The following is a 12853-nucleotide window of genomic DNA, read 5'->3' as shown; positions in this document are numbered from 1 at the left end:
GCCTGTGAACAGTCCGTTTCTGGTTGCGCAAATCAGCGACCTGCACCTCAAAGCCGGCCAGCGCCTGACCTATGGGGTCGTCGATACCCTGGGCGCGCTGCGCCGTGCCGTTGACCATCTGAACGCCAGCCACCCGCGCCCCGATATCGTGGTGATCAGCGGCGACCTGGTGGACTTCGGCCGCGCCGATGAATACGCGGTGCTGCACCCTGAACTCGCACGCCTGCACATGCCTTGCTACCTGGTGCCCGGCAACCACGACGCGCGCGGGCCGTTGCTGGACGCGTTTGCCGATCACGCCTACTTGCCGCGTTCGGCGCAGGCGCCCCTGGACTGGGTGGTGGATGACCATCCGCTGCGCTTGATCGGCCTGGATTCGACGATCCCGGGCAGCCATGGCGGGCAGTTGCTCGACAGCCAGTTGCAGTGGCTCGACGCACAACTGGCGCTGCGCCCACACGCGCCGACGCTGCTGATCCTGCACCATCCGCCGTTCATCAGCGGCATTGGCCATATGGACCGTGAGCCGTTTATCAATGCGACGGCCCTGGAGCAACTGATCGCCCGTCATCCACAGGTGGAGCGCTTGTTGTGCGGGCACCTGCACCGGCCGATGCAGCGGCGTTTCGGTGGCAGCCTCAGTTGCGTATGCCCCGGCACCTCCCACCAGATCGTGCTGGATCTGCAGGACGCGGCCCCGGCGCATTTCAACCTGGAGCCGGCCGGGTATCTGTTGCATCGCTGGGAGGCGCAGCAGGGGTTGGTCAGCCATAACGGTGTGTTCGGGGAGTACCCCGGGCCGTATCCGTTTTATGACGCCCAGGGATTGATTGACTGAGGGGTTTAAAAACCGTTTGCGAGCAAGCCTGTTGTGGCGAGCGGGCAAACCCCAATGCCGTTCAGTTAAGCCAGCGTGATGCTCAAAGCAACGAACGGTGCGACTTTTCGGTGTACATATCCGTTGCTGCGGTGATGGCGACTTAGGGTTCCGCCCTTACGGCGGCTCACTTTTGGAAAGACCCAAAAGTAAGCAAAGGTTTTTGCCCCAACACTCGGCACCTCGCTCAGGCTCGGCCAGCGTGTTTGACGGGGCGCCTAAGATCAAAAGCAAAAGCGTGGCGGCCATAGAGCTGACCGGTATGGGTGAGTGTGAACGCGATCAAATGTGGGAGCGGGCTTGCCCGCGAAGGCGTCGGCCCAGTAAACATTGAGGTCGACTGACCCACCGCTTCCGCGGGCAAGTCGCACCGCCGCTCCCACAGGGGATTTACGCTTAACTGTGGCGAGCAGGCTTGTCCTGCGTTGGCGTGCGAAGCGCCCCCATCAAGGCGCACGCGTTCGACCTGACAGTGCTCAGAGCATGGTCTTGGGGCTGCTGCGCAGCCCAACGCGGGGCAAGCCCGCTCGCCACGGGGGATTGTTTGAAATGGCTTGCGGGGCAGGTTATTTGACGGGGGCTACCCGATTGCGGCCTTTCGCCTTTGCTTCATATAGCTGCAGATCGGCGCGGGTCAGCAGGGCGCGGGTGTCGCGGTCTGATGGTTCGGCGATGCTTACGCCGATGCTTACGGTCACCTGCCCAACCCCCTCGAACATCGCTTCGGCAATCGCCGCGCGGATATTCTCGGCCACTACGTCGGGGCTGTCCGGGGCTTCGACGGTGGGCAGCAGCACCGCAAATTCCTCGCCGCCGTAACGGGCAACAAAGTCGGTAATGCGGGTGGTGCTCTTGATCAGTTGCGCGAGTTGGCGCAGCACGTCATCGCCCACGGCATGCCCGTAAGTGTCGTTGATCTGCTTGAAGTGGTCGGCATCGATCAGCAGCAGGGCAAAGGTACGCCCGGTGCGCTGAAACAGCAGGCTGCTTTCGGCCAGTTTTTCATCGAAGCGGCGCCGGTTGTACACGCCGGTCAGTGCATCGTGGGTGGCCAGGTTGAGCAGGTCGGCATTGGCCTGGGTGAGGTCGGCGGTGCGTTGCGCGACGGTCGCTTCGAGGAAGGCATTGGCATCCTGCAACTGACGCTCCTTGGCCAGCAGCGATTGGGTCATGCCGGTGAGTGAGCGGCCCAGTTGAGCGATCTCCAGTACCGCGTGATCCTGCGGGAATACGGCGCCGGGCTGCTGGTCCTGCACGCGTTTGGCGGACCTGGCCAGGCGCTCGATGGGGCGGCTGAGGGAGGAGGCCAGGTAATAGGCCGCCAGCACAAACACCAGGGCGGCGAGCACGCCGAGCAGCAGCAATTTGTAGAGCAGGGTGCGCGCCGGTTGCAGCGCGACGTCCAGGGGTTGGCGCAGCATGATGTACCAGGTCACTTTGGCGTTGGACGGGCTGGGCACCGCGACCGATGCAGTGACATAGCCTTTGCTCGTGGACCAGCCAGACGCGGTGTTCAGTTTGTCCGTTGCCATCTGTTCACCAGCCAGCAGTTCGGGATACAGCACCTTGCCGTCGAAGTCGACGATCAGCGCTTCGATCTCGGGAAACGCATCTTTTTGCATCACGGCCGAATCGACGATCTGCGTGATCCAGCGCCAGTGCGCGTGGGCGCCCAGCACACCAATGGTCTGGCCCTGGGCATTGAGCAGCGGCGCGGCGAAATCGATAAAGCGCAGCGGCTCGCCGTTGTCCGGGCCCGGCAGCAGTTTGGCCAGCAGCACGGCCTCGTGGGGATCACCGGTGTATTCACCGCGCATGCCTGCCTGGAACCAGGGGCGCTGGCCGACCGACTGGCCCACCAGCAGCCCGTTCGCCGCCTGGTGCACGCGGCCGTCTGCGTCGGCCACGCCCATCCACGCGTACTCGGCGCGCGAGCGCGTGCGCAGTTCCATCAGAGTAAGGATGTCCGGCTGATCCAGATCGCCGCGACGAAACAACGGTGCCTGGCTCAGCAGCGAGACTTCCAGCTGACGTTCGCGCAACTGCACGGCCAGCAGCGCCGCCGTGGAGCGCGCCGTGCTCAGCAGCGCATTGCCGCTGGCCTGCTTCATCTGCTCGGTGGCGATATGGCCCACGTAAAAGCCCACGCTCAACAAGGTGAGCAATGACAGCCCGGCAAACCACAGGGTCAGGTGACTACGCAGGCTGGCTTTGATCATGGCGGCTCATTTGAGTATTTGTTTGGCAGCATAGTACCCGTAATGAATCACCGATCACCTACCACAAACGTACAAGATCGAGCGATACACGCCTGGATAGACTCGCCGCATCACTTCTCACGAGGTCTGCCATGGACATTTTTCTCTACGCCTTCAGCGTCATGTACAGCCCGGGGCCCGTCAACCTGATGGGCCTGAATGCCGGGCTCACCGGAAAGTTGCGTCGTTCCAGCGGTTTCTACCTGGGCGTGGGCTGCGCCATGCTGCTGATGTTCGTGCTGTTTGGCTACACCGGTGAAGCGATCGTTTCGCAGGCGGCGCTGCCCTATATCTCGTTGATCGGCGGCGCCTACACGCTGTACCTCGCGTATCAGGTGTTCACCGCGCGCGCAGTGGTTGAAGAGGACGCGGCCGCGCCGATCAAGGCACTTACCTTCTGGAACGGCCTGGTGATCCAGTTGCTCAACCCCAAGGGCATTGTGGCGGTGTTGCCGATCACCAGTGTGATGTTGCCGGCGGCGCATATCACCGGCGCCTCCATCTTTGGCGTTTCGGCCCTGCTGGCGTTGGGCGCCGTGGGTGCGCCCTGGGTCTATGCGTTGCTCGGCGCGCTGCTGGGGCGGCGGATCAGCGGCGCGGCGGCGTTCACCTGGTTCAATCGCTGCATGGGGCTGGCGCTGGCGGCTTGCGCCGGGTTCATGTTCCACGGGTTTTATCTGCACCTGAGCGCAACATGAGTAAAACTTGTGATGATCTGGAATTTGACGAGTTTGTCTCATCATTCAAGTCTGTCGACAATGGTTGCCATCCTTATCGACATCGGAGTTGCACGTCATGGCAGTCGCTCATTCCCTCGGGTTTTCACGCATTGGACGTGATCGCGAACTGAAAAAAGCGCAGGACGCGTTTTGCCAGGGAGAGCTCGACGAAGCCGGCCTGCGCGCCGTTGGCCGTGACCTGCGCAAGGCCCACTGGGCGCTGCAGAAAGACGCCGGAATCCAACTGCTGCCGGCCGGTGATTTCGCCTGGCACGACCAGGTGCTGACCCACTCGCTGATGTTCGGCGTGATCCCCGAGCATGTGCGCCCGGCGGACGGCAAGGCGACCTTGCAGACGCTGTTCGATGTGGCCCGCGCCGTCAGTGAGCGCGGACAGTGGTTCGACACCCCCTGCCTGGCGCCGGAATTCAGCGTCGACCAGCAGTTCCAACTGGGGTGGGAGCAGTTGTTCGAAGAAGTGCAGGAAGCACAGGAACTGGGCCACAGCGTCAAACCGGTGGTGATCGGCCCGCTGACCTACCTGTGGCTGGGCAAGACCCAGGGTGCTGATTTTGACAAGCTCGACCTGCTGGATCGTCTGTTGCCGTTGTACGGCCAGATTTTCCAGCGCCTGGCGGACCTGGGCGTTGAGTGGGTGCAGATCGACGAGCCGATCCTGGTGCTCGACCTGCCGCAAGCGTGGAAGAATGCCTTTGAGCGCGCCTATAACCTGATCCAGCGCGACCCGCTGAAGAAACTGCTCGCTACCTATTTCGGTGGCCTGGAAGAAAACCTCGGCCTGGCGGCGAACCTGCCGGTCGACGGCCTGCATTTCGATTTGGTGCACGCACCGCAGCAGTTCCCGACCATCCTCGATCGAGTGCCGGGCTATAAAGTCCTGTCTTTGGGCGTGGTGAACGGCCGTGATTCTGCGCACTTCGATCTGGAAAACGCCCTGGCCACTGTTCAGCACGCTCATGAGCGTCTGGGGGATCGCTTGTGGCTGGCGCCGTCTTGCCCGTTGCTGCACGAACGGGTCGACCCGGGGAAAAACGCACTGGCGTTGGCTGCGCAGACCTGTTCGCAGGTGACGGCACTGGCCCAGGCCGTCAACCAACCCCACGCGCCAAACGTACAGGCGACTCGTGCTGTGGCGTAATCCAATACCGGCTCAAAAATATTTGAGCCAGCCCAGGTCGCGCCGGCGTGCCTTGAGATTGGCAAACCAGCGCACGGGCAGGTACAGCGCCAACGGCAGCAGCAGGGCGACGAGCCAGATTGCGCCGATGCTGTCGAAACCGAAGTAGTTGCCGTGGTTGAGGCCGAACAGGGCGACGCAGGCGACATACAGCACTTTGAGTACATAAAGGTGCAGCAGGTAGAAGAACATCGGCGCCGAACCGAACACCGCCAGCACACCGATCCAGCGCTTGTGCCCGGCGCGTTCGAATGCCAGCAACAGCAGCAGGCCGATCCCCAGGGTCAAGGCCAGAAACAGCAGCGAAGGCGGGTACTTGGTCATGTTGAAAAAACTCATCAACGTCTGCACGCCAGTGTCATAGGCTTGCCACGGCTTCTCGCCATACCCGTTGAGCGACCGCAGCAGCACGAACCCCATTAACGCGCCAACGCCACCCAGCAGCAGGTAGCGCTGACGCAACGCCGCCGGCATGCCCGTGGCAAACCAGGGCCCCAGTCCGTAACCCAGGGCGATTACGCCGATCCACGGCAATACCGGATAGGTCACGCGCAGGCGCAGGCTGTCGCTCACCTCGATCCAACTGCGTTCGTGCAGGATGGACCAGGCCTGTTGCAGCGCTGAACCTTGTGCGAAGTGCACGCCATCGAGCAGGTTGTGACCGCCGATGATCACCAGTGCCAACGCTATCAGCAGCGGTCGCGGCAACCACGCCAGCGCGGCGAGGGCGATCATGCTGATGCCGATCGCCCAGATCACCTGCATGTAAATCACGCTGGGTGGCAACTGGAAGGTCCACGCAAAACTGACCAGGGTGAACTCCAGCACCACCAGAAACAGCCCACGCTTGAACAGAAACGCCGACACATCACGAGTGCCCTGGTATTTCTGGCCGTAAAGCCAGGCCGACAAGCCGGTGAGCAGCACAAATACAGGTGCACACAAGTGGGCCAGGGTACGGCTCACAAACAGCGCAGGCTCGGTGCTGTCGATGCTCATGGGATCGCCGACCTGGCGTTGCATCAAGAAAGTCTCGCGCACATGGTCGAGCAACATGAACAGAATCACCAGGCCGCGCAGGGCGTCGATGGAAAGCAGGCGTTGGCGTAGGGGAACAGCGTCAGTCATGGGCGGCATCGCAGGGCGGGGCGGAGAGAGGGCGTTATCCTATAACATTAAGCTGAGCGTTGGCGCGCTATTCCCGCCTGGAATGCCCCCATAAAAACCCTGCATTGTCTTTATTGCAGCACATCTCGTAGCGTGGCGACTCATCTCAAGGAGAACGTCCATGCACAAAGGCCCACTGCGTCTGTATGTCGACTCGCTGTTCACCAGCCCTTACGCCATGTCGGTGTTCGTTACCCTGCGGGAAAAAGGCCTGGCCTTCGACACCGTCACCCTGGACCTGGACGCGGCGCAAAACCAGGCAGCGGACTTTGCCCGGCTGTCCTTGACTCAGCGTGTGCCGACGCTGGTTGAGGGCGACTTTGCACTGTCGGAATCGTCGGCGATCTGCGAATACCTGGACGAGGCTTATCCTGCAATCGCCGTGTACCCGGCCGATCGGCGGCAGCGGGCGAGGGCGCGGCAGGTGCAGGCCTGGTTACGCAGCGACTTGCTGCCCATTCGCCAGGAACGGTCGACGCTGGTGGTGTTTTGCGGGCACACCATGCCGCCGTTGTCGCCGTTGGCTGCAGCGGCCGCACGCAAGCTGATCAGCGCGGCGCAGGCGTTGCTGGCGGGGAATCCCGAGCACCTGTTTGGTGAGTGGTCGATTGCCGATGTGGACCTGGCCGTGATGCTCAACCGCCTAATCCTCAATGGTGACCCTGTGCCCGGCGAACTGGTGACGTATGCGCAGCATCAGTGGCAGCGCCCCTCGGTGCAGGCGTGGGTCAATCTGCAACGCCCTGGGACGCAGGGCGTTCAATGATGTGCGCGACCCGCCGGTCCAGGTCTTCCCAGTCGGCCATGCCCAGCACCCGCGTGGTGTTGAGGCCGCGCAGGTAGCCACGCAACTGCTGGGCGCTGGCGTGCACTTGGCGCGCATCGGCGGCGGCATTCTGAAGCACGGTTTCATACTCGACCAGGTAGTCGGCGATCCGCTCGCGAAACTCCGGCAGTACGGCTTCGCGGATGCGGTCGAAGGTCTTCTGGTGGGGCTTCATGATGGGGTCCTTATCGTTATAGGCGGTGCACTATCGGTTCAGATAATAGTCACCATCATGCATCGCAAGTTCTGTTTTTGCAGGGAACATGGAAAATCAGCGCGTGATCCACGTCGGCAACTGCCGGTGATCAGCGTACGGGCCATTTGCTGGCACGCGTTGCTGGCGTAGACTTCGCGCCGGACTGAAGCGGATTTTTCTTTTATTGATGCAGGAAGGTGTATGCGCTCTTTTTTCGTACCCGTCATGGTGTTGGCGCTGGGCGGCTGTGTTACCGCCCCGAACGCTCCGTCGCTGACGCTGCAAACGGCCAAGTCCCCACAAGCCTATGTGCAGTGTTTGTTGCCTGAGCTTGAGAAACACGGCATCACTGCCACCGTGACGCAGAACTCGCGTCACGCCACGGTGCTGTTGAGCAGCAAGATTGCGGCCGACGATGTGCTGGAGGCGTACAAGTCCCAGGATGGCACCAAGGTCTCGTTGTATGAGCGCAAGCCGGTGGTTTCGGCGATCAAGCCGTCACGGCTCGAGCTGGCGGCGAAGGCGTGCCAATAACGTTCTGATTTGCCCCTACTGCCATAGGCGAACGCTTCCTGTAACGAAGATCAAATGTGGGAGCGGGCTTGCCCGCGAAGACGTCGGCCCAGCAAACATTGACGTTGACTGACCCACCGCCTTCGCGGGCAAGCCCGCTCCCACAGGGATCTGCGTTTAACTCACTGGCATTAGGGCAAGCCCGCTCTTCACAGAAGCTCCAGTGTGCTGCGCCGCATTAAATACGTGCTTCGTTGCTGAAACTGTCCACGGCTTTGACCAGCCCAAGGGCCGCCAACGCCACCAGTTCACCGCCTTTTTCCACTGTCGCCAGGGCCGGGTCCGAGCCCATGCGGCCGTCGGGGAAGCGTGCGCGGAAGTCCAGTGCTTCGCGGATCGGCCCGGTGTTGGCGATCTGCGGCGAGTAATCGGCTGACTTGATCGACTCCGGATACGCCCATTGCGTCACGGCAATCTCCGAAGGCGTCGCATGGCTGCCGTGGCCCACTGGAAACTGACGGTGCGCCAGTTCGGTAACGCCTTCCAGGTCCCACCAGTTCACCAGTTTGAGGGCGAACCCGGCCGGGCGACGGGCGAAGCTGGCCTCGGCGTACAGTTCGGAAAACGCCGCTTCAATCGTCGCGATGTTGCCGCCGTGGCCGTTGAGAAACAGGATCTTCTCGAAACCATGCCCGGCCAGTGAGCGCACCCAGTCGCCAATGGCTGCAATAAAGGTGGACGGGCGCAGCGAGATGGTGCCGGGGAACCCCAGGTGATGCTGGGCCATGCCGATATTGAACGTGGGACCGATCAGCATATCGGCGTGCTTTTGCGCCTCATGGGCGATGATTTCCGGGCACATCCAGTCGGTGCCCAGCAGACCGGTGGGGCCGTGCTGCTCGTTGGAGCCGATGGGGATGACCACCGTGCGGCTGCGTTCCAGAAACTGGCCAATCTCGATCCAGGTGGACGTGTGTAGAAGCATGGGACGCTCTCTTATCTCGGTGGGGACAGGCTAACCGCCACGGATTGTACGACTGGTTGCCACCTGTTGGGGCTTGCAATTGAGGTACGTGGAGGACTTCAGCCAGCGCTGGTCGGGATACCAGGAGAACATGAACTGCCCATCCTTGAGTTTGTCCACCACTTTGCGCGCCACCTGCGGACGCACGGCGGGGCAGCCCTGGCTGCGGCCGATACGGCCTTCGCGCTTGCTCCACAGTGGGCTGACGTAGTCGGCGGCGTGGATCACCAGGGCACGGTCGCGGGCCAGGTCATTGAACCCCGGCTCCAGGCCATCCATGCGCAGCGAGTAGCCATGGGTGCCCAGGTAGCTTTCCTGGGTGCGGAACAGGCCCAGGCTGGATTGATGGCTGCCTTCGAGGTTGGAAAACTGCGTGGCGAAATTTTCCCCGGAGTTGGCGCCGTGGGCCACCAGGTCGCGCAGCACCAGGGTTTGTTTGCGCAGGTCGAAGATCCACAGCCGACGGGCGGTCGAGGGCTGGGAGTAGTCAATCACGGCCAGGCGCTCGGAGCGTTCCTCGCCATTGTTGACCGCGCATTGCACTGCGCTCAGGGCGCTTTTCAATACCGCGGGATTGAGTTCTGGAGCCGAGCGCGCCAGGCTGCTATACAACGTCGGAGGGTGGCCATTGGCGGCGAGCGTGACAGTGCTCAGAGTGGCCAGGGTCACCGTCATGAAACCGAGGCGACACATAAAAGTCAGCATCTACAGTACATCCCCCCAGCGGTAGGATCGGAGCAACGTCATTGTTCAAAAAACACGCATGTTACTTGAGCCTTTGCCTGATCGTTGCACCACTGGTCGCGACGGCCGACGAGCTGCCGCTGGAGACATTACCGGTTGTCGCGCCCGCCCCGTTGGCACTGGCTCCGGTGCAACAAGCCCTCACGCAATTGCCCGGCGTCTGCCCAGGCTTCGCCGCGCACGTGGACGCCGGCACCCTGACGCGCCTGCAAGCGTTTTACCAGCAGCAAGGTGATACGCCACTGTGGACCGCCGACGACCGTCGGCAAGCGTTGTACACCCAGTTGCAGCTGCTGGCCGACGATGGCCTGGACCCCGATCACTACCGCTTGCCCACTGCCGATGCCACGAGCAATATGCTGTGCAGCGATATCGACACCAGCCGTCACTACCTGCAAGCCCTGCAGGATCTGCATTACGGGCGCCTGCAGCAATCGCGTTTCGAACCGCTGTGGCATTCCCAGCCGCCGACCGTCGATCCCACGCTTGAGGTGCTGGCATTGGCCGCCACCGGCCTGCAGGACATGGCGCAGGCGTTCGACCAGGCGCGGCCCAGCGCCGACCTCTACCGCGCCCTGCGCAATGTCTATTCCAGCGCGCGCCAACAGCCATTGCCGCACTGGGAGCCGGTCGCCAGCGGCGCTTTGCTGCGTCCCGGCATGGAGGACCCGCGCGTGCCCGAGCTGGCGCGGCGCTTGTATCACGGTGGCTATCTCGCCAGCGAACCCAAGGGCAGCGCGAAGCAATACCGTCCGGAGCTGGTCGATGCGGTCAAGGCGTTCCAGCTCAGTCATTCGCTGCAGTCCGATGGGGTGATCGGTGCTGGCACCGTGGCCGAGTTGAACATCAGCCCGACGATGCGCCGCGAACAGTTGCGCATCAACCTTGAGCGTTTTCGCTGGCTGGCCCAGGACCTGGAGCCCGAAGGCGTGCTGGTCAACGTCGCGGCGGCGCAGTTGAGCGTGTACCAGAGCGGCATCCCGGTGTGGCAGACGCGTCTGCAGGTCGGCCGCGCCGAACGCCAGACGCCGCTGCTCAAGTCACGTATCACGCGGCTCACCCTCAACCCCACCTGGACCATCCCGCCCACGATCATGCGCGAGGACAAGCTCCCGGCCATCCGCCTGAACCCCGAATACCTGCGTCAGCAGAACCTGCAAGTGCTCGACCCGGAAGGCCGCCCGCTGGCGCCCGAGCAGATCGACTGGGCGCGACCCGGCAACATCCTGCTGCGTCAGCAGGCCGGGCCGCATAACCCGCTGGGCAAGATCGTGATGCGTTTCCCCAACCCGTATTCGGTGTACCTGCACGACACGCCGAGTCAGCCGCTGTTCACCAAGGGCCCGCGTGCGTTCAGCTCGGGGTGTGTGCGGGTCGAGCAGCCGCTGCTGCTGCGCGATTTGCTGGTGAGCCCGGCCGAGCGTGCGCGTACCGATGAGTTGTTGGCGACGGGGGTGACCCATGAGTTCAGACTGGCGACGCCGGTGCCGGTGTTGCTGGGGTACTGGACGGTGGAGGTGGATCGTCAGGGCGGGGTGGTGTATGCGCCGGATATTTATGGGCGGGATCTGGTGTTGATGAAGGCGATGGGGAGTGTGTTGTAGGGGGCATAGGTACCTGCATGGCGAGCGGGCTTGCCCCGCGTTGGGGTGCGAAGCGCCCCCAATCAAGGAAAGCACGGTGTGCCTGATACTGCTCAGAACCTGAATTTGGGCCTGCTGCGCAGCCCAACGCAGGGCAAGCCTGCTCGCCACACGTTTCCTTATGCGAATGGCCTATCGAGAGCCTTGCTCCCACAACGTTTTGCTGGCATTGTTCGCGCAATTGGTAACATTTCCCATTTGAGAAATTTTTGCGCATGCATGAGATTCCGGCCGCGTTGGGCGACTCTGTCCGCCAGCAAACGCTCACGGCACTGTACCGCGAGCATCATGGCTGGTTGCACGGCTGGCTGCGCCGCAAACTGGGCTGTTCGCAGCATGCGGCGGACCTCGCTCACGATGCGTTCATCCGCGTCCTGATGCTGGCCGAGCCGCAGGCGATCAAGGAGCCCCGCGCCTTTCTCGCGACCACGGCGGGCCGACTGTTGATCGACGGCGCACGGCGTCGGCGTATTGAAAGAGCGTATAGGGAGGCGCTGGTCATTCAGTGCGAAGACGCCGGCATGCCAGATCCGGCGGCGATTCATGTGGCCCTGCAGGCCCTCGAACGGATTGCCGAAATGCTCGCCGGGCTGCCTGCCAAGGCCCGCGAAGCCTTCTTGCTGAGCCGCCTCGACGGGCTGACCTACCAGGAGATCGCCGAGCGCTTGGGCGTGTCCGCCAGCACCGTTAAAAACTACCTCTCCACCGCGCTGGTGCACTGCTACCACAGCCTGCATGGGGCGGATCCGCTGTCGTGAGTTGCGAACAGATCATCCAGCAAGCGGCCAATTGGCTGACCCGTCTGCACGACGAAGACGTCACTGACGCCGAGCGCCAGGCGTTCAACCGCTGGTGCCAGGCTGACCCACGCCATGCCGTGGCCATCGAGCGCATGCGTTCGTTGTGGGGCAGTTTCGAGCCCTTGCCCGCGCGGCCGGCGCGTGTCGCCCTCAATCGCGCCTTTGCCCCCCGACGTGTTCGCGGCGCCCAAGTCGTGGGCCTGCTGGGAATGGTGCTGTGCGGCTGGCTGGGCCTGGAGCGTGGGCCGGTGTGGATGGCCGATCAGCGCACTGCCGTTGGCGAGCGCCGGCAGATCGTGCTGGAAGACGGCAGCCAGTTGCAGCTCAACAGCAACTCGGCGGTGGACGTGAAATTCGATGGTCACCAACGGGTGCTCGAACTGCTGCAGGGCGAGCTGTGGGTGGACGTGGCCAAGGATGCGCAACGGCCGTTCGTGGTGCGCACCGACCAGGGCAGCGCCACCGCCCTGGGTACTCGTTACCTGGTCAAGCGTGCGGCGGACGACACCACGGTGGTGACCGTGATCGAATCCAGCGTGGCGGTCAAAGGCGCAGCCGAGGAGGGCGTCAAGGTAATGGCCGGCCAACGTGCCATCCTCGACCACGGCCACGCCACACCCGCGCAAGCGACGCCTGGCAGCGATCCGGATGCCTGGACCCGAGGCCTGCTCAAGGTCAATGACCAGCCGCTGAGCGACGTGCTGCAAACCCTGGCCAGCTACCGGCATGGCCTGGTGCGGTTCGATCCCCAGGCCCTGCGTGACCTGCGCGTATCCGGTGTGTTCAAGCTCGATGACACGACTGCCGCCCTTGCAGCGTTGGCGGATAACTTGCCGATCCAGGTGCAGAGCTTCACCGACCTGCTGGTGGTGGTGAAGCCGCGCTAGC

Annotated in this window: 12 protein-coding genes and 1 pseudogene; 8 read left to right on the top strand and 5 right to left on the bottom strand. The window is 62.9% G+C overall.

What is annotated here, in order from left to right; genetic code table 11:
• Window positions 1-4: 4 nt before the first annotated feature.
• Window positions 5-838, top strand: a complete 834-nt coding sequence (locus H045_RS10530) for a phosphodiesterase (protein ID WP_015372342.1) — start codon at window positions 5-7, stop codon at window positions 836-838.
• A 605-nt stretch (window positions 839-1443) separates the two neighbouring features.
• On the opposite strand, the gene H045_RS10525 is transcribed toward H045_RS10530, so the two are convergent.
• Window positions 1444-3096 (bottom strand): sensor domain-containing diguanylate cyclase, encoded by a 1653-nt coding sequence (locus tag H045_RS10525; RefSeq protein ID WP_015372341.1) that lies wholly within the window; start codon window positions 3094-3096, stop codon window positions 1444-1446.
• A 131-nt stretch (window positions 3097-3227) separates the two neighbouring features.
• Here H045_RS10525 and H045_RS10520 point away from each other — a divergent pair, with 131 nt between their 5' ends.
• Entirely contained in the window at window positions 3228-3833 is a 606-nt protein-coding gene (locus H045_RS10520; RefSeq protein WP_015372340.1) for a LysE family translocator, read from the top strand.
• Window positions 3834-3930: 97 nt separating this feature from the next.
• Window positions 3931-4980 (top strand): annotated as a pseudogene (locus H045_RS10515) (5-methyltetrahydropteroyltriglutamate--homocysteine S-methyltransferase); the annotation flags it as partial.
• 45 nt (window positions 4981-5025) lie between these two features.
• On the opposite strand, the gene H045_RS10510 reads toward H045_RS10515, so the two are convergent.
• Window positions 5026-6180, bottom strand: coding sequence for an acetyltransferase domain-containing protein (locus H045_RS10510; RefSeq protein WP_003232332.1), 1155 nt, complete (start codon window positions 6178-6180; stop codon window positions 5026-5028).
• A gap of 160 nt (window positions 6181-6340) precedes the next feature.
• On the opposite strand from H045_RS10510, the gene yfcF reads away from it, so the two are divergent.
• The gene (yfcF, locus tag H045_RS10505; protein WP_003232334.1) at window positions 6341-6985 is read left to right on the top strand and encodes a glutathione transferase; all 645 of its coding nucleotides are present in this window, start codon (window positions 6341-6343) and stop codon (window positions 6983-6985) included.
• Here the strand turns inward: yfcF and H045_RS10500 are convergent.
• Complete coding sequence (locus H045_RS10500; RefSeq protein ID WP_003232336.1) at window positions 6948-7220, bottom strand: hypothetical protein; 273 nt, start codon at window positions 7218-7220, stop codon at window positions 6948-6950. The two genes, yfcF and H045_RS10500, sit on opposite strands and share 38 nt — an antisense overlap.
• Before the next feature lie 222 nt (window positions 7221-7442).
• Here H045_RS10500 and H045_RS10495 point away from each other — a divergent pair, with 222 nt between their 5' ends.
• Window positions 7443-7775 (top strand): hypothetical protein, encoded by a 333-nt coding sequence (locus tag H045_RS10495; protein ID WP_003232338.1) that lies wholly within the window; start codon window positions 7443-7445, stop codon window positions 7773-7775.
• Between the two features lie 217 nt (window positions 7776-7992).
• On the opposite strand, the gene H045_RS10490 is transcribed toward H045_RS10495, so the two are convergent.
• Window positions 7993-8739, bottom strand: a complete 747-nt coding sequence (locus H045_RS10490) for a creatininase family protein (RefSeq protein ID WP_015372338.1) — start codon at window positions 8737-8739, stop codon at window positions 7993-7995.
• Window positions 8740-8769: 30 nt separating this feature from the next.
• Window positions 8770-9483, bottom strand: a complete 714-nt coding sequence (locus H045_RS10485; RefSeq protein ID WP_015372337.1) for a murein L,D-transpeptidase catalytic domain family protein — start codon at window positions 9481-9483, stop codon at window positions 8770-8772.
• A gap of 41 nt (window positions 9484-9524) precedes the next feature.
• On the opposite strand from H045_RS10485, the gene H045_RS10480 reads away from it, so the two are divergent.
• From H045_RS10480 to H045_RS10470, 3 genes are all read left to right on the top strand, one after another.
• Entirely contained in the window at window positions 9525-11126 is a 1602-nt protein-coding gene (locus H045_RS10480) for a L,D-transpeptidase family protein (RefSeq protein ID WP_015372336.1), read from the top strand.
• Window positions 11127-11380: 254 nt separating this feature from the next.
• Window positions 11381-11923, top strand: a complete 543-nt coding sequence (locus H045_RS10475) for a sigma-70 family RNA polymerase sigma factor (RefSeq protein WP_003232347.1) — start codon at window positions 11381-11383, stop codon at window positions 11921-11923.
• On the top strand, window positions 11920-12852 hold the full coding sequence (locus tag H045_RS10470) for a FecR family protein (RefSeq protein ID WP_003232349.1): 933 nt from the start codon (window positions 11920-11922) through the stop codon (window positions 12850-12852). The genes H045_RS10475 and H045_RS10470 overlap by 4 nt, the downstream gene beginning before the upstream one ends.
• The last annotated feature ends 1 nt before the right edge of the window (window position 12853 follow it).

It is taken from the genome of Pseudomonas poae RE*1-1-14 (assembly GCF_000336465.1).
GTDB classification, from domain to species: Bacteria; Pseudomonadota; Gammaproteobacteria; order Pseudomonadales; family Pseudomonadaceae; genus Aquipseudomonas; species Aquipseudomonas poae.
Note: the sequence above shows the minus strand (reverse complement) of the source record. Positions and strands in the feature narration are given on the sequence as shown.